Genomic DNA, 22,539 nt, shown 5'->3' on the forward strand with positions numbered 1-22,539 from the left:
GGCCGGGAACTCCTTCACAGATGGCGGCGTCGGGTGGAGACGTGCCGTTCGTACAGCTCACGTGCCTTGACCGCGGACGGCCGTGTCGCGGTCTCGGCCACGGGTACATCCCACCAGGCCTGCGCGGGAGGCGCGCCCGACACTGTGTCTGCCGTTTGGGTCTCCACGTAGACACATGTGGGAGTGTCGGCGGCCCGCGCCTCGGCGAGGGCCTCGCGCAGGTCCCGGACGGTCTTGGCGCGCAGCACGCGCATGCCGAGGCTGGCCGCGTTGGCGGCGAGGTCCACGGGCAGCGGCGGGCCGGTGTACGAGCCGTCCTCGGACGGGTAGCGGTACGCCGTGCCGAAGCGCTCGCCGCCGACCGACTCGGACAGACCGCCGATCGAGGCGTAGCCGTGGTTCTGGATGATCAGGACCTTGATCGCGACGCCCTCCTGCACGGCCGTCACGATCTCCGTCGGCATCATCAGGTACGTGCCGTCGCCGACGAGCGCCCACACGGGCCGGTCCGGGGCGGCCATCTTCACGCCGATGGCGGCCGGGATCTCGTAGCCCATGCAGGAGTAGCCGTACTCCAGGTGGTACTGGTCGCGCGACCGGGTCCGCCAGAGTTTGTGCAGGTCGCCGGGGAGGGAGCCGGCCGCGTTGATGATGATGTCCGACGCGTCGACGAGGGCGTCCAGGGCGCCGAGGACCTGGGGCTGGGAGGGGCGGGTGTCCGGCTCGTCCACCTCGTAGCAGGCGTCGACGCGCTGTTCCCAGCGCTCCTTGTCCTCGGTGTACTCGGTGGCGTAGCCGTCGGCGACCCGGTGTCCGTGCAGGCGCAGGGCGCCGGTGAGTTCCTGCAGGCCGCTGCGGGCGTCCGCGACCAGGGGCTGCCCGGCGAGCTTGTGGGCGTCGAAGGGGGCGATGTTGAGGTTCAGGAACCGCACGTCCGGGTGGGCGAACAGGGTGCCGGAGGCGGTGGTGAAGTCGGTGTAGCGGGTGCCGACGCCGATCACCAGGTCGGCGGTGCGGGCCAGTTCGTCCGCCGCGGCCGTGCCGGTGTGGCCGATGCCGCCGACGTCCTGCGGGTGGTCGTGGCGCAGGGAGCCCTTGCCGGCCTGGGTGGAGGCGACCGGGATGCCGGTAGCCCGGGCGAACTCGGCGAGCGCCTCCTCGGCGCGGCTGTGGTGGACGCCGCCGCCCGCGACGACCAGCGGCCGCCGCGCCGCGCGGATCGTGTGCACCGCGTCCAGCAGCTCCGCGGGGTCGGGACCGGGACGGCGTACGGTCCAGACGCGCTCGGCGAAGAACTGCTCCGGCCAGTCGTACGCCTCCGCCTGCACGTCCTGCGGCAGGGCGAGGGTGACGGCGCCGGTCTCGACGGGGTCGGTGAGCACGCGCATCGCGTGCAGCGCCGAGGGGATCAGGGCCTCGGGGCGGGTGACGCGGTCGAAGTACCTCGACACCGGGCGCAGGCAGTCGTTGACCGACACGTCACCGGCGTACGGGACTTCGAGCTGCTGCAGGACCGGGTCGGCGGGGCGGGTGGCGAAGACGTCGCCGGGCAGGAGCAGCACCGGCAGGTGGTTGATGGTGGCGAGGGCGGCGCCGGTGACCAGGTTGGTGGCGCCCGGGCCGATGGAGGTGGTCACCGCGTGCGTGGAGAGGCGGTTGGACTGGCGGGCGTAGCCGACCGCCGCGTGCACCATGGCCTGTTCGTTGCGCCCCTGGTGGAAGGGCATCCGCTCGCGGTGCTCCAGCAGCGCCTGGCCGAGGCCGGCGACGTTGCCGTGGCCGAAGATGCCCCAGGTGGCGCCGATGAGCCGCTGCCGCACGCCGTCGCGCTCGGTGTACTGGGCGGCGAGGAAGCGGACCAGCGCTTGTGCGACGGTCAGGCGGATCGTCATCGGTACCCCTCCGTGTGGTCCGGGTGGAAGCAGATCCGCCACTCCCTCGTCTCCCCCGGGCCCGCCATGACGTTCAGGTAGTACATGTCGTGGCCGGGCTGGGCGATCGACGGGCCGTGCCAGCCGTCGGGGACGAGGACGGCGTCGCCGGAGCGGACCTCCGTGAGGACGTCGGACCCGCCCTCACGCGAGGGGAATACGCGCTGGTAGCCGAAACCGTTCGGACCGTCGATCTCGAAGTAGTAGATCTCCTCCAGCTGCGACTCCTCGCCGGGCCGGTGCTCGTCGTGCTTGTGCGGCGGGTACGAGGACCAGTTGCCGCCGGGCGTGATCACCTCGACGGCGATGAGCTTGTCGCAGTCGAAGGCGTCCGCGGAGGCGAAGTTGCGGACGCGGCGCAGGCAGCTGCCGCTGCCGCGCTCCTCGACGGGGACCTCCGGCGCGGGGCCGTAGCGGGCGGGGAGTTGTCGCTCGCACTTCGCTCCTGCCAAAGCAAAGCGGCCTCCCGCGCCGGAGGCGATCTGGACCCGGGCGTCCCGGGGCGCGTACGCGAAGTCGGTGACCGACGCGAACACGTTGTCCCGGCCCGAGAGGGTGAACTCCTGGTCTTCCACACGCACCGTGCAGCCGCCCCGCAGCGGCAGGACGATCCACTCGCTGTCACCGGTGGTGAAGGTGTGCGTGCCGCCCGGCTGGAGCTCCACGATCCGCAGGCTGCTGTGCGTCCAGCCGGCCCGCTTGGGGTCGATGTCCAGGACGTAGTTCACGTCGGAGGTGGTGCCCTTGGGGACGTACAGCTCACTGGTCATGAAGCGGCCCTCACAGCAGTCCTACGGCGGTGTCCACGGCGGCGGCCACGTCGCCGTCCGCCGGGTACAGCAAGGAGCGGCCCACCACCAGCCCGCACACGGTGGGCAGGTGCAGCGCGCCGCGCCACTTCTCGTACGCCCCGTCCTGGTCGTCCCCGACCTCGCCGCCGAGCAGGACGGCGGGCAGCGTGGAGGTCGCCATGACCTCGGCCATGTCGTCGGGGTTGTCGGTGACCGGCACCTTCAGCCAGGTGTAGGCCGAGCTGCCGCCCAGACCGGAGGCGATGGCGATCGACCGGGTGACGGCCTCGGCGGACAGGTCGTTGCGCAGCCGGCCGGTCCCGTCGCGGCGGCTGATGAACGGCTCGACGAAGAGGGGGAGCCGGCGGGCCGCCATGGCGTCGACGGCCCGGGCGGCGGACTCCAGGGTGGTCAGCGAGCCCCGGTCGTCGTAGTCGATGCGCAGCAGCAGCTTGCCGGCGTCGAAGCCGAGGCGCTCGATGTCCTCGGGGCGGTGGCCGGTGAAACGGTCGTCGAGTTCGAAGCGGGCGCCCTGCAGGCCGCCCCGGTTCATCGAGCCCATGACGACCTTGCCGTCGAGCGCGCCGAGCAGCAGCAGGTCGTCGAGGATGTCGGCGGTGGCCAGGACGCCGTCCACGCCCGGACGGGACAGCGCCAGGCAGAGGCGTTCGAGGAGGTCGGCGCGGTTGGCCATGGCGAGGCTGCGGCCGCCGACGCCGAGGGCGCCGCGGGCCGGGTGGTCGGCGGCGACGATCATCAGCCGGCCGTTGTCGTTCAGCAGCGGGCGCCTGGTGCGGCGGGCCGCGGCCTCGGCGATCGCCTCCGGGCGGTGGCTGCGCAGCCGGACGAGTTCGGAGACGTCGACGCTCACGTGGCGGCCCCCGCGGTGACGGCGCCGGCGGTGACGGCCGCGTCGATCTCGTCGGGGGTGGGCATCGCGGAGGAGCACTCCAGGCGGGAGGCCACGATGGCGCCGGCGGCGTTGGCGTGCCGCATGGTCTTCTCCAGGTCCCAGCCGGCCAGCAGGCCGTGGACGAGGCTGCCGCCGAAGGCGTCGCCGGCCCCGAGGCCGTTGAGGACCTCCACCGGCAGCGGCGGCACCTCGGCGCTCTCGCCGGCGCTGTTCACCGCCAGGACGCCCTTGGGGCCCTGCTTGACCACGGCCAGTTCGACCCCGGCGTCCAGCAGGGCGCGGGCGGCGGCGTGGGGTTCGCGCACGCCCGTGGCGACCTCCACCTCGTCGAGGTTGCCGACCGCGACGGTGGTGTGGCGCAGCGCCTCCTCGTAGAAGGGGCGGGCGGCCTCGGGGTCCGTCCAGAACATCGGGCGCCAGTCGAGGTCGAAGACCGTCGGGCCGGCCTTGGCGCGGTGGGCGAGGGCGGCGAGGGTCGCCGTCCGGCTGGGCTCCTCGCTCAGGCCCGTGCCGGTGATCCAGAAGACGCGGGCGTCGCGGATCGCGTCGAGGTCGAGCTCGTGGGCGTCGATCTCCAGGTCCGGGGCCTTGGGCAGGCGGTAGAAGTACAGCGGGAAGTCGTCCGGCGGGAAGATCTCGCAGAACGTGACCGGGGTGGGCAGGCCGGGGACGGCGGTGACCCAGCGGTCGTCCACACCGAAACCGCGCAGGGCCTCGTGGAGGTAGGTGCCGAAGGGGTCGTCGCCGGTGCGGGTGATGAGCGCGGTCCGCCGTCCCAGCCGGGCCGCGGCGACCGCGACGTTGCTCGCCGAACCGCCGAGGAACTTGCCGAAGGACGTGACCTGCGGCAGCGGGACGCCCGTCTGGAGCGGATACAGATCCACTCCGATCCGCCCCATGGTGATCAGGTCGTACGCCATCGGTGTCCCCTCGGTGCTCGGCTCTCCCCGGCTTTGTAGCCCTCTTCCCGAAGCCCTGTCAATGTTTTGTCCGGACATTCGGACCAGATTACGACAGCGCTTTCGGTGCGGCCGGTCCGAGTCCTGCCGTTCCGTCCCCTCCGCAGTCTTCGGCCCCACGCCTCGGTCCGCCTCTCCTGGCGGCTGCCGCGGCGGCGACCGGCTCGCCATGACGGCCCGCCGCCCGCCGGACGGCCGAGCACCGGGACCGGGTGCCGCGTCAAGGCGCCCCGCCGACGCCCCGGCGTACGCCTTTGCCCCGGCTGTGTCACAAACACCTCCCTCGTGTCACACATGTCGCGCGTACGCGGGTCTTCCGTCACACCCGCGCACAGGCCCCGCTCCCGGTCACCGAGCGTCGTTGTCCGGACACAGGCTTGTTGATCGCCGGCGCAGCGCCCGGCTCCCCCGGACGGCCGTCCCCGGCCGCCGCCGCGGCGCGCGCGAGGAGGTACACGTCATGACCGACCGAAGGCTCTGGTCCTACAAGGAGATCGCGGCACACATCCGGGTGCAGCCGGACACCGTGCGGTCCTACCGCAAACACGGCCTGCTGCCCCCGCCCGACCACGTCGAGAGCGGCAAGCCCTACTGGTACGCCGACACCGTCCGGGCCTGGGTCGCCTCCCGGCCCGGCAACCGCAACCGGAGAGGCGACTGAGCCGCAGCGCCCCCGGCCCCGTGCCCCATCGATCGCGTGGGGCATGGTCGTCCGGCCTCCGCCGGGCCGGTGGCCCGGCCCCGCGGGTCCCGACCGGGCCCGCGGGGTCTCAGGCCCACGGCTCGACGACCGTGACCCCCGCTCCGGGTGCCGTGCCCATCGCCGCCAGGGCGGCCGGGGCCTCCTCCAGCCGGATCGTGGACGTCACCAGCAGGTCCGGGCGCAGGACGCCGCCGCGGACCAGCTCCAGCATCGGCGGATAGCCGTGCGCGGGCATGCCGTGGCTGCCGAGCAGTTCGAGCTCCAGGGCGATCGCCCTGGCCATCGGCACGGGGGTCGTGCCCTCCGGCGAGGGCAGCAGTCCGACCTGGACGTGACGGCCGCGGCGGCGCAGGCCGTTCACGGAGGCGGCGCAGGTGGCGGGCGCGCCGAGGGCGTCGAGCGACAGGTGCGCTCCGCCGCCGGTGAGGTCCCGGACCACCGCCGCGGTGTCGGGCGCGGCGGCCGCGTCGACGCAGTGCGCCGCCCCGAACGTCCGGGCCAGCTCCAGCGCCCGGGGCGACACGTCCACGGCCACGACCCGGGCGCCCGCGGCGGCCGCGATCATCACCGCCGACAGCCCCACCCCGCCGCAGCCGTGCACCGCGACCCACTCCCCCGCGGCGAGGCGGCCCTGATGAACCACCGCCCGGTACGCCGTCGCGAAGCGGCAGCCGAGGGAGGCCGCCGTGCCGAAGAACATCTCCCCGGGCAGCGGCACGAGGTTCACATCGGCGTGGTCCAGCGCCACGTACTGGGCGAAGGAGCCCCAGTGCGTGAAGCCGGGCTGGGTCTGGCGCTCGCACACCTGGTGGTCACCGGCCGCGCAGGACGGGCAGGTGCCGCAGGCGCAGATGAACGGCACGGTGACCCGGTCGCCGGGCCGCCACCGGCCCACCCGGGGGCCCACGGCCTCGACGACACCGGCCAGTTCGTGCCCGGGCACATGCGGGAGGGTGATGTCGGGGTCGTGTCCCTGCCAGCCGTGCCAGTCGCTGCGGCACAGCCCGGTGGCCTCGACCCGGACGACCACCCCGTGCTCCGCGGGCTCCGGGTCGGTGACCTCCCGGACCTCGGCCGTCTCCCCGTACCGCTCGAACACCACGGCCCGCATGACCCACCCGCCTTCCGCTCGTCTCGTCTCCGGGGCGTCGGCACCGGGCCGCGCGCCCCTGCCCCTCCCGGGCGGTTCGACGCTAGCGGGTGCCGGTCTAGCCGGCCGACGCGCCGACCCTGTCCCGGACGGGTTCGGCCTCGCCCGCAGCCGGCCGGGGCGCGCCGCCCTCGCTCAGGCCGAACCGCTCGTGGAAGCGGCGCAGCGGGGCCGGGGCCCACCAGGTGGCGCGGCCCGTCAGGCGCATGACCGCGGGGACCAGGAGGCTGCGGACGATCATCGCGTCCATCAGGACCGCCAGGGCGATGCCCAGGCCGAGCATCTTGGTGTTGGTGACCCGGGACGTGCCGATGGCGACCATGACCACCGCGAGGATGACCGCGGCGGCCGTGATGAGCCCGCCGGTGCGCGCCAGGCCGTGCCGGACGGCCCGGTCGTGGTCGCCGGTGTGGTCGTACTCCTCCTTGATGCGGGAGAGCAGGAACACCCCGTAGTCCATGGACAGGCCGAAGGCCACGCAGAACATCAGGACCGGCAGGGTCGTCTCGACGGAGCCGGGGCTGGTGAAACCGAGCAGGCCGGAGAGATGGCCGTCCTGGAAGACCCAGACCACCGCGCCGAACATGGCCGTCAGACTGAGCGCGTTGAGCACGACCGCTTGGATCGGTATGAGGACGCTGCCCGTCAGCAGGAAGACCAGGAGCAGGGTGACGACCGTGATGAACAGGGCCGCGAGCGGCAGGCGTTCGCCTATCGCGGCCTTGGAGTCGACCAGGACGGCGGCCGTGCCGGTGACCTTGGTGCCGAACGGCGCCGGGAGCTCGCGCAGGTCGCCGACGAGGCGCTGGGCCGGGTCGTCGACCGCCTCGCCCTTCGGCAGCACGGTGAAGTAGGCCGCGTCGCCCTTCACCAGGGGCCCCTCGACCCGCAGCACCTCGGGCAGCCGCTCGACGCGCTCCTTGTAGGCGCCGTACTGCGCCTCAGTCGCGCGGCCCTCGGCGAGCACCTCCAGGCCGCCGCCGGGGCTGCCCGGGAAGCCCTCCCGGATGTGCTGCTGCACGACGTGGGACTCGGAGGTGGCGGGCAGCTGCCGGTCGTCCGCCGTGCCGAACTTCACGCCCAGGAAGGGCAGTCCGAGCAGGACGAGGACGGCTGTGGTGCCCAGGGCGAAGAACGGGGCGCGGCGCATCACGAGCGTCGCCGCGCGTGCCCAGGTCCTGCCCTGCTCACCGGCCGGCCGGGGCGGCCGCCCGCGCCGGAACAGGCGGCGCAGGTCCAGGGCGTCGACCCGGTGGCCCAGCAGCACCAGCGCCGCCGGGAGCAGGATCAGCGCGGCCGCGGCGGCCAGCAGCACCACGGCGATGCCGGCGTAGGCGAAGGAGCGCAGGAAGTACTGCGGGAAGACCAGCATCGCCGCCAGGGAGACCGCGACCGTGAGGGCGGAGAACAGGACCGTGCGGCCGGCCGTGCGCAGCGTGGTGCCGATCGCGGTCAGCGGCTCGGCGCCCGCCTCCAGTTCCTCGCGGAAGCGGCGCACGATGAACAGCGCGTAGTCGATGGCGAGGCCGAGGCCGAGGGCCGTGGTGAGGTTGATGGCGAAGACCGACACGTCGGTGAGTTCGCTGAGGCCGCGCAGGATGGCGTTCGTCCCGAGGATCGCCACGATGCCGATGCCGAGCGGCAGCAGGGCGGCGACCGCGCTGCCGAACACCATCACCAGCAGCACCAGCGTGACCGGCAGGGCGATGAGCTCGGCCCGGACCAGGTCCTCCTGGATGACCGTCTGCATCTCGTGCCGTACGGCGACCGGGCCGCCGATGCCGACGTCCACCGGGCCGTGCGTGCCGCGGAAGTGGGGCGCGATGCGCTCCAGCGTCTCCCCCGCGGTCTTCTCGTCGCCCGTGATGCGGGCGGCTATCAGCGCCTCGTGGCCGTCTTCCGCGCGCAGGGCCGGGGCGCCGGACTGCCAGTAGGAGCCGACGCCGGTGACCCCGCGCTCCCCCGCCAGGCGCTCGGTCAGACGCCGGGCCTCGGCGGCGACGGCCGGGTCGTCGACCGAGGCGTCGCCCGCGTCGAGCAGAAGGAGCACGTTCGGCTGGGAGCCGGGGAACTCGCGCTCCAGGGCCCTGGTCGCATAGGTCGACTCGGCGGCCGGGTCCTCCCAGCCGCCGGCGCCGAGCCGGTCGGCCACGCCACTGCCGGCCACCACCGCGAGCGCGGTCAGGACCAGCGCCACCAGCAGCGACAGCCGGGGCCTGGCGGTCACGAAGCGGGTCCAGCCGCCGACGCGTGGTGGTGTGTTGACTTCGGTCATCGTGCGGTGTCCCCTTCACCGTGTCCCGTGCGCAGGCACAGCCGGGCAGCGCGGGACTGCCGTAGACTGGCAAACACGAGAGATCGCTCGCATTCCTGCCGGATCCAGAATGCGAGCGACTGCTCGCGTTTGTCAATCGCGTACCGAGACCTGGGGAAAACGCGTGCCCGAGAAGACCGAGAAGCCCGGAACGAAGACGACGACCGCGGCGGCCGACGAGCGGCCGCGCCGCCGCCAGGCCCGCGGCGAGCGCCGGATCGCCCAGCTCCTCGACGCGGCCGCCGCGGTCTTCTCGACGACCGGCTACACGGCCGCCAGCACCAACGCGATCGCCCGCGAGGCCGGCGTCTCGCCGGGGACGCTCTACCAGTTCTTCCCGAACAAGGAAGCGATCGCGATCGAGCTGGGCAGCCGGCTCATGCACGAGATGCGGCAGTCCTACGACGAGGTCCTCGCCCCCGCCGACCCCGCGACCACGCCCCTGGAGGACGTGATCTCCGGGACCGTCGACCGCTTCATCGAGTTCAGCTGCCGCCACCCGGCCTTCTTCGCGCTGATGCACGGCCCCGACATCCCGGGGCACATCGCCGAGGAGCACGACGCGCTGCACACCACCCTGGTCGCCCGCGTGGAGACGGTCCTCGGCCCGTTCGCGCCCGACGCGCCCACCGCGGCCCTCACCCGTACGGCCCAGATGTGCGTGGGCATCTACAAGGCCGGTCTGGAGCTGGTCCTGGCCCAGGAGGGAGCCGAGCGGGAGGCGTACGTCCAGGAGCTCAAGGACGCCCTGCTGCGCTACCTGCGACCCCTGGTGGGGACGGCGTGAAACCGATACCCCCTAGGGGTACAGTGGGACGGAGTGGGGAGCCCCCCGGGCCCCCGTCGCCCCACACGCCTCGACGAGGAGTAACGACATGACCGCCCAGACCGACACCACGGGCCCCGTCACCACCGTCTACAAGGTGAACGGCATGAGCTGCGGACACTGCGAGGGCGCGGTCTCCGGTGAGCTCTCCCAGCTCTCCGGCGTCCGCTCGGTGACGGCCGTCGCCTCCACCGGCGAGGTCACCGTCGTCTCCGCGGCCCCGCTCGACGAGGAGGCCGTCCGCGCCGCCGTGGACGAGGCCGGTTTCGAACTGGCCGGCCGGGCCTGACCCGCCCCGGCCGGCGACGGGGAGGCCTGAGCCGGGCCGATTCCGGCACTCGTCCCCCGTACGGGCCGTACGGCCGCCGCCCCGGCCCGTGCGGCCCGTTCCGCTTCCCGGGCGCCCCGCATCTCCTGGAGTGAGGACATGACCAGCACCATCGACCGGGCGCCGACCGGCCGCGAGCCCGCGCTCGCCGAGGTCGAGCTGCTCATCGGCGGGATGACCTGCGCCTCCTGCGCGGCCCGCGTCGAGAAGAAGCTCAACCGCATGGACGGCGTCACCGCCACGGTGAACTACGCGACGGAGAAGGCCCGGGTCACCTACCCCGAGGGCGTCGAGGTCGCCGACCTGATCGCCACCGTGGTGAGGACCGGGTACACCGCCGAGGAGCCCGCGCCCCCGCGCGAGGAGGAGCCCTCCGACGACGCGGCCGGGCGGGACCCCGAGCTGTCGGCCCTGCGCCGGCGCCTGCTGGTCTCCGCCGCCCTCGCCGTCCCGGTCGTCCTGCCGGCGATGGTCCCGGCCCTCCAGTTCGACAACTGGCAGTGGCTCTCGCTGACGCTCGCCGCGCCCGTGGTGGTCTGGGGCGCGGCGCCCTTCCACCGCGCCGCCTGGACGAACGCCCGGCACGGCGCCGCCACCATGGACACCCTGGTCTCCCTCGGCACGCTGGCCGCGTTCGGCTGGTCGCTGTGGGCGCTGTTCCTCGGCGACGCGGGCATGCCCGGCATGCGCCACCCCTTCGAGCTCACGGTCTCGCGCGGCGACGGCGCGTCCCAGATCTACCTGGAGGTCGCCTCCGGCGTCACGGCGTTCATCCTGCTGGGCCGCTATCTGGAGGCCCGCTCCAAGCGTCGCGCCGGAGCGGCCCTGCGCGCCCTGCTGGAACTGGGCGCCAAGGACGTCGCCGTGCTGCGCGACGGGCGCGAGGTGCGGATCCCGGCGCAGCGGCTCGTCGTCGGCGACCGGTTCGTCGTACGCCCCGGCGAGAAGATCGCGACCGACGGCACGGTCGTGGAGGGCACCTCCGCGGTGGACGCCTCGATGCTGACCGGCGAGTCCGTGCCGGTGGACGTGGCGGCCGGGGACGCGGTCACGGGCGCCACGGTCAACGCGGGCGGCCGGCTCGTCGTCGAGGCCACCCGGGTCGGCGCCGACACCCAGCTCGCGCGGATGGCGCGGCTGGTGGAGGACGCGCAGAACGGCAAGGCCGAGGTGCAGCGGCTCGCCGACCGGATCTCCGGGATCTTCGTGCCGGTCGTGCTGCTGATCGCGGTGGCCACGGCCGGGGCGTGGCTCGGGCTGACCGGTGACACGGTCGCCGCGTTCACGGCGGCCGTCGCGGTGCTGATCATCGCCTGCCCGTGCGCGCTGGGCCTGGCCACCCCGACCGCGCTGATGGTCGGCACGGGCCGGGGCGCCCAGCTCGGCATCCTCATCAAGGGCCCGGAGGTGCTGGAGTCCACGCGCCGGATCGACACGGTGGTCCTGGACAAGACGGGCACGGTCACCACGGGCCGGATGACCCTCCAGGAGGTCCACCTCGCCGAGGGGGCCGACGAGAAGGAGGTGCTGCGGCTCGCGGGAGCCGTCGAGCACGCCTCCGAGCACCCCGTGGCCCGGGCGATCGCGCAGGGAGCCGAGGAGCGGGCCGGGCGGCTCCCGGAGGTCGCGGACTTCGAGAACGTCCCCGGGCGGGGCGTACGCGGCCGTGTGGAGGGCCGTGCGGTCGCCGTGGGGCGGCTCTTCGACGCCGTGCCTCCGGAGCTGGCCCGCGCGCGGGAGGAGGCCGAGCGGGCCGGACACACGGCCGTGTGGGCCGGCTGGGACGGGACGGCGCATGCCGTGCTGACCGTGGCGGACGCGGTCAAGGACACCAGCGCGCAGGCGGTGCGGGAGCTGCGCGCGCTGGGGCTCACGCCGGTGCTGCTGACCGGGGACAACCGGGCGGTGGCCGAGGCGGTCGCCGAGCGCGTCGGCATCGACCGGGTGGTCGCCGAGGTCCTGCCCGAGGACAAGGTCGCGGCCGTGCGGCGGCTGCAGGCCGAGGGGCGGGTGGTGGCCATGGTCGGCGACGGGGTCAACGACGCCGCCGCGCTCGCCACCGCCGATCTGGGCCTGGCCCTCGGCACCGGCACGGACGCGGCGATCGAGGCGGGCGACCTGACCCTGGTCCGCGGCGACCTGCGCGCGGCCGCGGACGCGATCCGGCTCTCCCGCCGGACGCTGGCGACGATCAAGGGCAACCTCGTCTGGGCCTTCGGCTACAACGTGGCCGCGCTGCCGCTGGCCGCCGCCGGGCTGCTGAACCCCATGGTCGCGGGGGCCGCCATGGCCTTCTCGTCCGTCTTCGTCGTGACGAACAGTCTCCGACTGCGGACATTCCGGTGAAGTCGCCTCACTTCGCCTGAAGTTCGCGGCGAACGCGATATGAACCCCTCTGGAGTACCGGGCCCGGCTCACATAAGCTCTTCACAAGGCTCGCGCATCATCCTTACGCTTGGGCCTCGAGCGGTGCATTCGGGCTCTTGCGTATCTAACGGACATACGCAAGAGACGCAGATCACAGTGATGTGAACGTAACCATCCGAGGGGTTCGAAGGTCTAAGTTGACGGTGTCAGGGAGCGTCTTGGGGGGCGCGAACTGACATCTGGAGATGTCTTGGGGGACTTCTCCAGAGATGCGTTGCCGGGGCACGTACACCGGGAAGCTTTGAGCGGCCCTCCCGGACGTGCGCTGTCCCGGCAGATCGCACTCACCCGTAGTACGACGAGTTCTGCTCGTTCTGCTCAACAGCGGTTCAGGCGCTGTCCTCACAGACGCCCGGCCGGATCCCGTGGGGGGAATCCGAACCGGGACTGGGAAGGCGCCCTGGTCGTCGGCCCGTGGGGGGACCGGCGCCGGGGCGCCTTCTTCTTTGTCCGGCCCTGCGCATCCTTCGTTGTCCGGCCCTGCGCATCGTCGCCCGATCCCGGGCCCCGCACCGGACACACGGAAAGCCCCCGCACCCGGCACGCGGATACGGGGGCCCGAAGCGGTGGGGCGTACGGCGCCTCAGCGCTCCTCGACGGGAACGAAGTCGCGCTCGACCACGCCCGTGTAGATCTGGCGCGGACGGCCGATGCGGGAGCCGGGCTCCTTGATCATCTCGTGCCACTGGGCGATCCAGCCCGGCAGCCGGCCGAGGGCGAACAGGACCGTGAACATCTCGGTCGGGAAGCCCATGGCCCGGTAGATCAGGCCGGTGTAGAAGTCGACGTTCGGGTAGAGGCTGCGCGAGACGAAGTAGTCGTCGGAGAGCGCGTGCTCCTCCAGCTTCAGCGCGATGTCCAGCAGCTCGTCGGACTTGCCGAGGGCGGACAGCACGTCGTGCGCGGCGGCCTTGATGATCTTGGCGCGCGGGTCGAAGTTCTTGTAGACCCGGTGGCCGAAGCCCATCAGGCGGACGCCGTCCTCCTTGTTCTTCACCTTGCGGATGAAGGAGTCGACGTCACCGCCGGAGTCGCGGATGCCCTCCAGCATCTCCAGCACGGACTGGTTGGCGCCGCCGTGCAGCGGGCCCCACAGCGCGTTGATGCCGGCGGAGATCGAGGCGAACATGTTCGCCTGCGAGGAGCCCACCAGGCGGACGGTGGAGGTCGAGCAGTTCTGCTCGTGGTCCGCGTGCAGGATCAGCAGCTTGTCGAGCGCGGAGACCACGGTCGGGTCCAGCTCGTACTCCTGCGCGGGGACCGAGAAGGTCATGCGGAGGAAGTTCTCGACGTAGCCGAGGTCGTTGCGCGGGTAGACGAACGGGTGACCGATCGACTTCTTGTACGCGTACGCCGCGATCGTCGGGAGCTTGGCGAGCAGGCGGATGGTGGAGAGGTTGCGCTGGCGCTCGTCGAACGGGTTGTGGCTGTCCTGGTAGAACGTGGACAGCGCCGAGACGACCGAAGACAGCATGGCCATCGGGTGGGCGTCGCGCGGGAAGCCCTTGTAGAAGTTCTTGACGTCCTCGTGCAGCAGGGTGTGCTGCGTGATGTCGTTCTTGAACGCCGAGAGCTGGTCGACCGTCGGCAGCTCGCCGTTGATCAGCAGGTAGGCGACCTCCAGGAAGGTGGAGCGCTCGGCCAGCTGCTCGATCGGGTAGCCGCGATACCGCAGGATGCCCGCTTCGCCGTCCAGATAGGTGATGGCGGATTTGTACGCGGCGGTGTTGCCGTAACCGCTGTCCAGCGTCACCAGACCGGTCTGGGCGCGGAGCTTTCCGATGTCGAAGCCCTTGTCACCGACGGTGCTGTCGATCACCGGGTAGGTGTACTCGCCGTCGCCGTACCGCAGTACTACAGAGTTGTCGCTCACGTCTTCCCTCACCGACGTTGTGCCTCATCTTCGAGGTGCCCTGACTGTCTCTACCATCCCCCACTTGGCTCAGGAGAGTGCACTCGGGGTCGACCATCGGGCCTACTGACGGCACTGAGTGCCGCCAACTTGCCCATCCTGCCCCCTGCCTTCCTCCTGCGGAAGTGCTCTGTGACCTTCACGACTCATTTGATCGATCATTTTTCTGCGCACCGAGCCGGAAGTCGAGGGCCGTGCACCTGCGGCCCGCCGAGACCGTGCGCACCGCCTGGCCGATCGCCTTGCGCGAGCCGACGAGGACGACCAGCCGTTTGGCCCGGGTGACGGCCGTGTAGAGCAGGTTCCGCTGGAGCATCATCCAGGCGCCCGTGGTCACCGGGATGACGACCGCCGGGTACTCGCTGCCCTGCGAGCGGTGGATCGTCACGGCGTAGGCGTGAGCCAGCTCGTCGAGCTCGTCGAACTCGTAGGGGACCTCCTCGTCCTCGTCCGTCAGCACCGTCAGGCGCTGGTCGACCGGGTCGAGCGAGGTCACCACGCCCACGGTGCCGTTGAAGACACCGTTCTTGCCCTTCTCGTAATTGTTGCGAATCTGGGTGACCTTGTCGCCGACGCGGAAGACCCGGCCGCCGAATCTCTTCTCCGGCAGGTCCGGGCGGCCCGGTGTGACCGCCTGCTGGAGCAGGCCGTTCAGCGTGCCCGCGCCGGCCGGGCCGCGGTGCATGGGGGCGAGCACCTGGACGTCCCGGCGCGGGTCGAGCCCGAACTTGGCCGGAACACGCCGGGCGGCCACGTCCACGGTGAGCCGCCCGGCGGCCTCCGTGTCGTCCTCGACGAAGAGGAAGAAGTCCTTCATGCCGTCCGTGACGGGGTGCTGCCCGGCGTTGATGCGGTGGGCGTTGGTCACCACGCCGGACTGCTGGGCCTGGCGGAAGACCCGGGTCAGGCGCACGGCCGGGATCGGGCTGCCGTCGGCCAGGAGGTCGCGCAGCACCTCGCCCGCGCCGACGCTGGGCAGCTGGTCCACGTCCCCGACGAACAGCAGGTGCGCGCCCGGGGGGACGGCCTTCACCAGCTTGTTGGCGAGCAGCAGGTCGAGCATGGAGGCCTCGTCGACCACCACCAGGTCGGCGTCGAGCGGGCGGTCCCGGTCGTAGGCCGCGTCGCCGCCGGGCTTGAGCTCCAGCAGGCGGTGGACCGTGGAGGCCTCGGCGCCGGTGAGCTCGGACAGGCGCTTGGCGGCCCGGCCGGTCGGGGCGGCCAGCACGACCTTGGCCTTCCTGGCGCGGGCCAGTTCGACGATCGAGCGGACCGTGAAGGACTTGCCGCAGCCGGGGCCACCGGTGAGGACGGCGACCTTCTCGGTGAGCGCCAGCTTGACGGCGGCCTCCTGCTCGGGGGCGAGTTCGGTGCCCGTACGGCCCCTCAGCCAGCCCAGCGCCTTGTCCCAGGCGACGGAACGGAAGCCCGGCATCCGGTCCTCGTCGGTGCGCAGCAGGCGCAGCAGCTGGGCGGCGAGGGAGAGTTCGGCGCGGTGGAAGGGGACCAGGTAGACGGCTGTGACCGGCTCCGAGCCGCCGTCGGGGCCGGGGACCTTCTCGCGGACCACCCCGGGGTCGCCGCCGTCCTCGGGGACCTCGGCCAGTTCCGCCAGGCACTCGATGACCAGCCCGGTGTCGACCTGGAGCAGCTTCACGGCGTCCGCGATCAGCCGCTCCTCGGGGAGGTAGCAGTTGCCCTGGTCGGTGGCCTGCGACAGGGCGTACTGCAGGCCCGCCTTGACCCGCTCGGGGCTGTCGTGCGGGATGCCGACGGACTGGGCGATCTTGTCGGCGGTGAGGAAGCCGATGCCCCAGACGTCGGCGGCCAGCCGGTAGGGCTGGTTCTTCACCACCGAGATCGAGGCGTCGCCGTACTTCTTGTAGATGCGCACGGCGATGGACGTGGAGACCTCGACCGTCTGGAGGAAGAGCATGACCTCCTTGATGGCCTTCTGCTCCTCCCAGGCGTCGGCGATCTTCTTGGTGCGCTTGGGGCCCAGCCCGGGGACCTCGACGAGCCGCTTCGGCTCCTCCTCGATGATCTTCAGGGTGTCCACGCCGAAGTGCTGGGTGATGCGGTCGGCGAAGACCGGGCCGATGCCCTTGACCAGGCCCGAGCCGAGATAGCGGCGGATGCCCTGGACGGTCGCCGGCAGGACCGTCGTGTAGTTCTCCACGTGGAACTGCTTGCCGTACTGGGGGTGCGAGCCCCAGCGGCCCTCCATGCACAGGGACTCGCCGACCTGGGCCCCGAGCAGCGCGCCGACGACGGTGAGCAGGTCGCCGGCGCCTCGGCCGGTGTCGACCCGGGCGACCGTGTACCCGTTCTCCTCGTTGGCGTACGTGATGCGCTCCAGGACCCCTTCGAGCACGGCGAGTCGCGGTTCGCCGGCGGGGGTCCCCGTCTGGTTGGGCATGATCCGACCGTACCGCCGGAGTGTGACAGCGGAGCCGGGAGCCGGGAGCGGGGCGACTCCCGGTCGTATCGGCCGATAGTGAGTTCGGCAGTACTTCTGACCGGGACGGTCGTTGGGCCGGACGTGATCGACGACAGCGACCCGGTGACCACACGGACCGGGCGGACGAGCCGCCTGCGGTTCGCCCTGGCCCTGGCACCCCTGCTCCTGGGTGCCTCCGCCCTGCTGGCCGGAAGCGCCGCGGGGGCCGTCTCCATGGCGTTCGCGGGCGAGGTGCCGGTCACGGTCCACGCCGCCCGGGTCACCGGGTCGGGGGTCTCGGCCTCCCCGGGCGCCTCCGGGCGGGGAGGCCTGCTTCCGGCGCTGGCCACGCGGGTGGAGCGGGCCACCGTGCACGACGCCTGCGTGACCTCCACCGCCCACCTGCCGGTCATCGGCCCGGTGACGGCCGTGGTGCGGATCGAGCGTGCGTCGGCCACCGGGCTGACCGTGGAGACGGGCCGGACCACCGCCCGGTCGGTGAAGCTGTCCGGCGCCAGGTTCAGCACCCCTCAGACGTCCCCGGACCGGCCCACGGGCCTGTTCACCGTCGGCGCCGAGCAGGTCAGCGGCAGCCGGGTGACCACCCGGCCGCACGCCTTCGCGGCCGGGACGATCACCTCCCGGGGGGTGTCCGTCGAGCTGCGCCGGGCCGCGGGCGGCTGCCGGCCCGGAGCGGCCCGATGACCGCGGCGTTCCGACCCGGTGTGTGGTCCGCGTGGCGCCGGGGCCGGCCGTTCGTGGCGGGACTGCTGCTCACCCTCGGCGGGCTGGAGCTGATCTGCGTCTCCTGGGTGGGGCTGGGCTTTCTGCGGTTCACCGGCGCCGCCAGCGCCGCGTCCTGGGCCCTGGGCGCCCTCTTCGTCGTCGCCGGGGTGACGACGTGGCGCAATCCGGCCCTGCGCTACTTCTCCGGCGTCCTGGCCGCCGTACTGTCCCTGGTCAGTCTGGTCGCCGCCAATCTCGGCGGCCTGCTCCTCGGCTTCCTGCTCACCGCCTTCGGCAGCGCCCTGGCCCTGGCCTGGGTCCCGCGACAGGCCCCGTCAGCCCAAGAGGAGGCGTGAGGTGAGGCCCTCACTCGTGCTCGCCGCCCGAACCCACCGGAGCAGCGGCATCCACGACCCCCTCCTGCGCCGCGGCTACGAGGCGTGCCGCCGTGCCACCCGCGCCAGGGGCGAGATCGAGTACGCCGTCTCACTGCTGCTCCCGCCGCCCCTGCGCGCCGCGACCTGGGCGTTGTACGGCGCCGGGGTCACGGTGGACTGCCTGGCGGACACGGCACAGCCGTCGGACACGAAGGGCGCCGGACGCGCCGAGCGGCTGGAGGCGTGGATCTCGGCGTTCGACGCCGACCTGCGCGACGGCGGCAGCACCGACCCGGTACGGCGGGCGCTGATCCACACCATGCTCACCTGGAACCTGCCGCCGGGATTCATGCACACCCAGCTGGAGCAGTTGCGCCTGGACGTCCACGGGCGCGCGTTCACCACGTGGCAGGAGTGGCGCAGCTACAACAGTCTGGTCACCACCCCGTTCGTGCTGCGCGCGGCCTCCCTGCTGATGCGGGTCGCGGGCCTGTCCGCCGAACCCGAGGCGATCGCCTCGGGCGTACCGGAAGCGGCGGTGGCGTGGCAGGCGGCGGCCGACGCCGTCATCCTCACCGACGCCCTCGTCGACCTTTCCGAGGACCTGGCGGACGGTCATGTGCCGTTGCCCGATGAGGCCCTGGACGAGGCCGGCGTGCGCCGGGCGGACCTGCTGGACCGGCGCGGTACCCCGGCGTTCGAGGAGATGGTCCGCCGCCTGGCCGCCCGGGCACGCGGCTGGCTGGACCGGACACCGGTGCCCCCTGTGCTGCACCCGGCGGTCGGCATCGCGCTCGGCGCCTACACCGACCTGTACCGGCTGCGGCTCAGGGCCGCCGCCGAAGCACCGGCGGCACTGCTGCACCGGCGCCCGGTCCTGCCGGCAGGGGCCCGGCGGCGCGTGCTGCTGCCCGCCCGGGCGCGGGCCGCGCTGGCCTGGGCCCTGTTCCCGTTCCCCGTGCGGCCCTGCCCGCCGCCGGATCCGGCCGGCCCGCCCTCATGGTCCGCCGGGCCCGTCGAAGTACGCCCGCTCGCGGCCGGAGCGCATCCGGCCGCCGCCGAGCGGCGACCGGTCGTCCCGCCGGCACCGCACCCGTCCGGCGCCCGTCCGCCCCGGCTGCCCGCCGGGGCCGTGCCACGCCACGTCGCGATCGTGATGGACGGCAACGGCCGCTGGGCCACCGCCCGGGGCCTGCCGCGCACCGAGGGCCACCGGGCGGGCGCCGACGCGCTGGCCGACGTCGTGCGCGGCGCTTTGGAGATCGGCCTGAAGTACCTGACCGTGTACGCGTTCTCCACCGAGAACTGGAAGCGCCCGGCCGACGAACTGCACGCGCTGATGCACACGGTCCCGCGCGAGTTGCGCCGGATCACGGACGACGCCGAGCCGCTGGACGTCCGCGTGCGCTGGGCCGGGCTGCGCTCACGGCTGCCGGCCGACGTCCTCGGAGCACTCGTCGAGGCGGAGCGCAGCACCCGTGATCGCACCGGGCTCACCCTGACCGTGTGTCTCAACTACGGCGGCCGGGCCGAGATCACGGCCGCCGCGGCGCACCTCGCGCAGGAGGCGGTCGCCGGCCGGATCGACCCCGCCTCGGTCTCCGAGCACGCCTTCGCCCGCCACCTGCACGTCCCCGAACTGCCCGACGTCGACCTGCTGGTGCGCACCGGCGGCGACCAGCGCACCTCCAACTTCCTGCCGTGGCAGACCACGTACGCGGAGCTGCTGTTCCTCGACACCCCGTGGCCCGAGGTGGACCGCCGCGACCTGTGGAGCGCGATCGAGCAGTACGCCCGCCGCACCCGCCGCTACGGCTCCGTCCCACGGATCCCCACGCAGGCCCGGCCCGCGCACCGGGCGTGATCCGGGGTCATCGCGGGTTGGCGCGCCGGGCGTACGCGCGGGCCGCGCGGACGCGGTCGCCGCAGCGGGTGGAGCACCACTGGCGGCGGCCGTGGCGCAGCAGGAAGCGGTTGCAGGGCGGGGAGCCGCAGGCGGTGAGGCGCTCGGCCTCGGCGGAGGTGAGCAGGTCGGCGGCGTCGGCGGCGAGCGTGGCCAGTGCCAGGTCGACGATCGCGGTCGTGGGGTGCGGGGCCGTGCGGTAGGGGCCGGTGCTGTCGTCCCAGCGCAGCAGCGGGGCCGTCGGCACCCGGGTCATCGCGTCGTTGACGGCGGCCACGGCCGCGGGCAGCGCGGGGACACCGTCGGCCCGGGCGGCGAACAGCGACCTGATCTGTTCGCGCAGCGAGCGGAGCTGGGCCGCGCACATCTCGCGCACACCGGCGTCCGCGGGGGCGAGGCCCCGCAGGGTGAGCCACTGGTTGGCCTGCGCGGGGCTGCCCAGGAGATCGATCGTGTGCCCGCCGGGCAGGGCCGGGGCGCTGTTGGCGAGGGCGAGCGAAGGGTGCTCCTCCTCGCCCTGCGCGGGCGGCGGGGCGGACTGGTCGATGCCGTACTCCTCCATGATTCTCATGGTACGGGTTGCCCTCATCCGTGAGAAGCGGCTACGTTCTTCTCACGGTTAATTTCCTCCTATCCGTGAGGTGCTCCATGTCGTCATCCGCCCTGCCCGTGACCCGTGACTCCGTCCCCGTACGCGCCTTCGGCGGCCCGACCGCCCTCTTCGAGTACGGTGGCCTGCGCTTTCTGACGGACCCCACCTTCGACGCACCGGGCGACTACCCCCGCGGCGACGGCCCGATCCTGACCAAGACCGCCCCGCCCGCCGCCGCCCCGGCCGACCTCGGCCGCGTCGACGTGGTGCTGCTCTCCCACGACGAGCACGCCGACAACCTCGACACCTCCGGCCGGGCCCTGCTCTCCGGCATACCCCTCACCCTGACCACGCCGGGCGGCGGCAAGCGCCTGCGCGAGAGCCTCGGCGACCGGGTCAGGGGGCTCGCCGACTGGCAGTCCGTCGAGCTGGACCGGCCCGGCGGCGGCACGGTCACCGTCACCGGCGTCCCCGCGCTGCACGGCCCCGGCCCCCGCGAGGAGGTCGAGCCCTTCACCGGCCAGGTCGTCGGCTTCGTCCTGACCGGCGAGGGCCTGCCCACCGTGTACGTCAGCGGCGACAACGCCTCCCTCGACGCGGTCCGCGAGATCGCCGGCCGCTTCGGTCCCGTGGACACGGCCGTGCTGTTCGCCGGGGCCCCCCGCTTCACCGTCCTCTTCGACAACCAGGTCCTCGTCCTGGACAGCGCCATGGCCGCCGAGGCCGCGCGGATCCTCGGCGCCCGCCGCGTCGTCCCCGTCCACTACGACAGCTGGGCGCATTTCACCGAGGGGCGCGAGGAGTTGCAGGCCGCCTTCGCCGCGGCCGGCCTCGCCGGCCGGCTGGACTGGGGCCAGGACGCCTGACGGGCCGTCACTTCCGCCAGAACAGGTGGTGGATCACCCCGCTGGGGCTCGGCACCACATCGCAGTGGAAGCGGTCGAACAGCTCCTCGGGGGACTCCCAGAGCCGCGAGCCCGACCCGATCACCACGCCGGGCGAGACCGCCACGTGCAGCGTGTCCACCAGGTCGGCGTCGAGGAACTGCCGGATGGTGGCCGCGCCGCCGCCGAGCCGGACGTCCTTGCCGCCGGCCGCCTCGCGCGCCCGCGCCAGGACGTCGGCCGGGTCGCCGCCGACGAAGTGGAACGTGGTGTCGGAGAGCGTGAACGAGGGGCGCTCGTGGTGGGTCATGACGAACACCGGCGTGTGGAACGGCGGTTCGTCGCCCCACCAGCCCCGCCACTCGTGGTCCCGCCACGGCCCGCGCTGGGGGCCGAACTTGTTGCGGCCCATGATCTCGGCGCCGATGTCGTGGGTGAAGTCGCGCGTCAGGTAGTCGTCGAGGCCGCGGCTCCCACCGGGTTCGGTGCGGTTGGGCCAGCTCGCCGTGGCACCGGCCCAGGCGAACATCTCCATGGGATCGACGTGCCCGAAGGGCCGCTCCAGGCTCTGGTTCTCCCCGGCACCGTAGCCGTCACTCGAGACGTTGAAATTCTGCACGCGCAGCAACTGGGACACAGCGCTCCTCCTGTGGTCGACGAGAGGGAAGACCGCCCGGGCCGGCGGAAATCATCGGTGCGGACCGGGCCGGTTTCCGGGCGCCCAATCGCCGCGCCGCCGCCACGTGCCCGACCCTGGCTCGGCCGCCCCGCCACCACCACGTGCCGGGCCGGGGCCAAGCGGCGCCGCTGCCACCCGCCCGACCGGGCGTCGACCCCGCCGCCACCACACGCCCGACCAGGGCTCACCCGCCGCCCTGCGCCACCACGTGGTCGATCACCTGTTGGAAGTCCTCGCTCGGCGAGAACTCCACCAGTTCGCTGTCCTCCAATGCCACCGGGACGTGCCCGGGCCCCCAGTAGTACGCCTGGCCCGCCTCGTACTCCTCCTCGCCCGCCGCCGTGCGCATCCGGATCCGCCCCTTGAGCACGTAGCCCCAGTGCGGGCACTGGCACGCGTCGTCCGGCAGGCCCTTCAGGGCCGGGCCCATGTCGGTGCCCCGGGGCAGGGTGAGGTAGCCCACCGACAGGCCGCCGCCGATCGGCATGATCCGCAGTTCCACTCCGTCGCCTTCGAGTGCGACGGGCACGTCGTTCCGGGTCGCCGCCTTCATGACTCCTCCGCTCCGGCCCGGCCGGGCCTGGGGAAAACGACCTCCCCCTCCCTCCAGCCTGGACCGCGAGCGGACAGGCCGCGACATCACGATCCGGTCAAGAGGTGCCCGCGAGGTCTTGATTTACCGCC

19 protein-coding genes are annotated in these 22,539 nt (G+C 73.0%); 8 read left to right on the top strand and 11 right to left on the bottom strand.

Annotated elements, in window-relative coordinates:
- Positions 1–14 precede the first annotated feature (14 nt).
- From iolD to iolC, 4 genes are read right to left on the bottom strand one after another with little or no spacing between them, the layout of a single operon-like run.
- The gene (gene iolD / locus ACPXCS_RS09955) at positions 15–1,892 is read right to left on the bottom strand and encodes a 3D-(3,5/4)-trihydroxycyclohexane-1,2-dione acylhydrolase (decyclizing) (RefSeq protein WP_425947196.1); all 1,878 of its coding nucleotides are present in this window, start codon (positions 1,890–1,892) and stop codon (positions 15–17) included.
- Complete coding sequence (gene iolB / locus ACPXCS_RS09960; protein ID WP_425947197.1) at positions 1,889–2,701, bottom strand: 5-deoxy-glucuronate isomerase; 813 nt, start codon at positions 2,699–2,701, stop codon at positions 1,889–1,891. Before iolB ends, iolD begins: the two co-directional genes overlap by 4 nt.
- A gap of 10 nt (positions 2,702–2,711) precedes the next feature.
- Positions 2,712–3,593, bottom strand: coding sequence for a Cgl0159 family (beta/alpha)8-fold protein (locus ACPXCS_RS09965; protein ID WP_425947198.1), 882 nt, complete (start codon positions 3,591–3,593; stop codon positions 2,712–2,714).
- Positions 3,590–4,555: a 5-dehydro-2-deoxygluconokinase gene (gene iolC, locus ACPXCS_RS09970; protein ID WP_425947200.1), complete on the bottom strand. Its 966-nt coding sequence runs from the start codon at positions 4,553–4,555 to the stop codon at positions 3,590–3,592. Before iolC ends, ACPXCS_RS09965 begins: the two co-directional genes overlap by 4 nt.
- Positions 4,556–5,054: 499 nt before the next feature.
- Here iolC and ACPXCS_RS09975 point away from each other — a divergent pair, with 499 nt between their 5' ends.
- Positions 5,055–5,255, top strand: a complete 201-nt coding sequence (locus ACPXCS_RS09975; RefSeq protein ID WP_425947202.1) for a helix-turn-helix transcriptional regulator — start codon at positions 5,055–5,057, stop codon at positions 5,253–5,255.
- A 109-nt stretch (positions 5,256–5,364) separates the two neighbouring features.
- Here the strand turns inward: ACPXCS_RS09975 and ACPXCS_RS09980 are convergent, their stop codons facing one another.
- Positions 5,365–6,408, bottom strand: a complete 1,044-nt coding sequence (locus tag ACPXCS_RS09980) for a zinc-dependent alcohol dehydrogenase family protein (protein WP_425947204.1) — start codon at positions 6,406–6,408, stop codon at positions 5,365–5,367.
- A gap of 97 nt (positions 6,409–6,505) precedes the next feature.
- A complete protein-coding gene (locus ACPXCS_RS09985; protein WP_425947205.1) occupies positions 6,506–8,722 on the bottom strand; it encodes an MMPL family transporter in 2,217 nt (738 codons plus the stop codon).
- A gap of 163 nt (positions 8,723–8,885) precedes the next feature.
- On the opposite strand from ACPXCS_RS09985, the gene ACPXCS_RS09990 reads away from it, so the two are divergent.
- The 3 genes from ACPXCS_RS09990 to ACPXCS_RS10000 all read left to right on the top strand — a co-directional run bounded on the left by ACPXCS_RS09990 (position 8,886) and on the right by ACPXCS_RS10000 (position 12,261).
- Entirely contained in the window at positions 8,886–9,548 is a 663-nt protein-coding gene (locus tag ACPXCS_RS09990; RefSeq protein ID WP_425947207.1) for a TetR family transcriptional regulator, read from the top strand.
- Positions 9,549–9,636: 88 nt separating this feature from the next.
- Positions 9,637–9,876, top strand: a complete 240-nt coding sequence (locus ACPXCS_RS09995) for a heavy-metal-associated domain-containing protein (protein WP_425947209.1) — start codon at positions 9,637–9,639, stop codon at positions 9,874–9,876.
- Between the two features lie 138 nt (positions 9,877–10,014).
- On the top strand, positions 10,015–12,261 hold the full coding sequence (locus tag ACPXCS_RS10000; protein WP_425947211.1) for a heavy metal translocating P-type ATPase: 2,247 nt from the start codon (positions 10,015–10,017) through the stop codon (positions 12,259–12,261).
- A 664-nt stretch (positions 12,262–12,925) separates the two neighbouring features.
- Here ACPXCS_RS10000 and ACPXCS_RS10005 read toward each other — a convergent pair.
- Together ACPXCS_RS10005 and recD2 are read right to left on the bottom strand one after the other, a co-directional pair.
- Entirely contained in the window at positions 12,926–14,215 is a 1,290-nt protein-coding gene (locus tag ACPXCS_RS10005; protein ID WP_362274997.1) for a citrate synthase, read from the bottom strand.
- 178 nt (positions 14,216–14,393) lie between these two features.
- Positions 14,394–16,673, bottom strand: coding sequence for an SF1B family DNA helicase RecD2 (gene recD2 / locus ACPXCS_RS10010; protein ID WP_425947214.1), 2,280 nt, complete (start codon positions 16,671–16,673; stop codon positions 14,394–14,396).
- 78 nt (positions 16,674–16,751) lie between these two features.
- Between recD2 and ACPXCS_RS10015 the strand changes: the two genes are divergently transcribed.
- Genes ACPXCS_RS10015 through uppS form a run of 3 tightly spaced genes read left to right on the top strand, consistent with a single transcriptional unit; the run spans position 16,752 to position 19,661 of the window.
- The gene (locus ACPXCS_RS10015; protein ID WP_425970935.1) at positions 16,752–17,399 is read left to right on the top strand and encodes a DUF6230 family protein; all 648 of its coding nucleotides are present in this window, start codon (positions 16,752–16,754) and stop codon (positions 17,397–17,399) included.
- A complete protein-coding gene (locus ACPXCS_RS10020; RefSeq protein ID WP_425947218.1) occupies positions 17,396–17,776 on the top strand; it encodes a DUF6114 domain-containing protein in 381 nt (126 codons plus the stop codon). The genes ACPXCS_RS10015 and ACPXCS_RS10020 overlap by 4 nt, the downstream gene beginning before the upstream one ends.
- A 1-nt stretch (position 17,777) precedes the next feature.
- Positions 17,778–19,661 (top strand): polyprenyl diphosphate synthase, encoded by a 1,884-nt coding sequence (gene uppS / locus ACPXCS_RS10025; protein WP_425947220.1) that lies wholly within the window; start codon positions 17,778–17,780, stop codon positions 19,659–19,661.
- Positions 19,662–19,668: 7 nt separating this feature from the next.
- Here the strand turns inward: uppS and ACPXCS_RS10030 are convergent, their stop codons facing one another.
- Positions 19,669–20,262 (bottom strand): CGNR zinc finger domain-containing protein, encoded by a 594-nt coding sequence (locus ACPXCS_RS10030; protein WP_425947221.1) that lies wholly within the window; start codon positions 20,260–20,262, stop codon positions 19,669–19,671.
- Between the two features lie 86 nt (positions 20,263–20,348).
- On the opposite strand from ACPXCS_RS10030, the gene ACPXCS_RS10035 reads away from it, so the two are divergent.
- Positions 20,349–21,158: an MBL fold metallo-hydrolase gene (locus ACPXCS_RS10035; RefSeq protein ID WP_425947223.1), complete on the top strand. Its 810-nt coding sequence runs from the start codon at positions 20,349–20,351 to the stop codon at positions 21,156–21,158.
- A 7-nt stretch (positions 21,159–21,165) separates the two neighbouring features.
- Here the strand turns inward: ACPXCS_RS10035 and ACPXCS_RS10040 are convergent, their stop codons facing one another.
- Together ACPXCS_RS10040 and ACPXCS_RS10045 are read right to left on the bottom strand one after the other, a co-directional pair.
- Complete coding sequence (locus ACPXCS_RS10040) at positions 21,166–21,813, bottom strand: dihydrofolate reductase family protein (protein ID WP_425947226.1); 648 nt, start codon at positions 21,811–21,813, stop codon at positions 21,166–21,168.
- A gap of 226 nt (positions 21,814–22,039) precedes the next feature.
- Positions 22,040–22,408 carry a hypothetical protein gene (locus ACPXCS_RS10045; protein WP_425947228.1) on the bottom strand — a complete coding sequence of 123 codons (369 nt, stop codon included), beginning with the start codon at positions 22,406–22,408 and terminating at the stop codon, positions 22,040–22,042.
- Between the last annotated feature and the right edge of the window lie 131 nt (positions 22,409–22,539).

Origin of the sequence: Streptomyces sp. DT190 (assembly GCF_049846985.1) — a bacterium.
Lineage (GTDB): Bacteria > Actinomycetota > Actinomycetes > Streptomycetales > Streptomycetaceae > Streptomyces.

Bases quoted from the DNA above. Each gene is read 5' to 3' on its own strand.
- iolD (WP_425947196.1), bottom strand. From the start codon at position 1,892: ATGACGATCCGCCTGACCGTCGCACAAGCGCTGGTCCGCTTCCTCGCC.
- iolB (WP_425947197.1), bottom strand. From the start codon at position 2,701: ATGACCAGTGAGCTGTACGTCCCCAAGGGCACCACCTCCGACGTGAAC.
- iolC (WP_425947200.1), bottom strand. From the start codon at position 4,555: ATGGCGTACGACCTGATCACCATGGGGCGGATCGGAGTGGATCTGTAT.
- ACPXCS_RS09975 (WP_425947202.1), top strand. From the start codon at position 5,055: ATGACCGACCGAAGGCTCTGGTCCTACAAGGAGATCGCGGCACACATC.
- ACPXCS_RS09980 (WP_425947204.1), bottom strand. From the start codon at position 6,408: ATGCGGGCCGTGGTGTTCGAGCGGTACGGGGAGACGGCCGAGGTCCGG.
- ACPXCS_RS09985 (WP_425947205.1), bottom strand. From the start codon at position 8,722: ATGACCGAAGTCAACACACCACCACGCGTCGGCGGCTGGACCCGCTTC.
- ACPXCS_RS09995 (WP_425947209.1), top strand. From the start codon at position 9,637: ATGACCGCCCAGACCGACACCACGGGCCCCGTCACCACCGTCTACAAG.
- ACPXCS_RS10000 (WP_425947211.1), top strand. From the start codon at position 10,015: ATGACCAGCACCATCGACCGGGCGCCGACCGGCCGCGAGCCCGCGCTC.
- recD2 (WP_425947214.1), bottom strand. From the start codon at position 16,673: ATGCCCAACCAGACGGGGACCCCCGCCGGCGAACCGCGACTCGCCGTG.
- ACPXCS_RS10020 (WP_425947218.1), top strand. From the start codon at position 17,396: ATGACCGCGGCGTTCCGACCCGGTGTGTGGTCCGCGTGGCGCCGGGGC.
- ACPXCS_RS10030 (WP_425947221.1), bottom strand. From the start codon at position 20,262: ATGGAGGAGTACGGCATCGACCAGTCCGCCCCGCCGCCCGCGCAGGGC.
- ACPXCS_RS10035 (WP_425947223.1), top strand. From the start codon at position 20,349: ATGTCGTCATCCGCCCTGCCCGTGACCCGTGACTCCGTCCCCGTACGC.
- ACPXCS_RS10045 (WP_425947228.1), bottom strand. From the start codon at position 22,408: ATGAAGGCGGCGACCCGGAACGACGTGCCCGTCGCACTCGAAGGCGAC.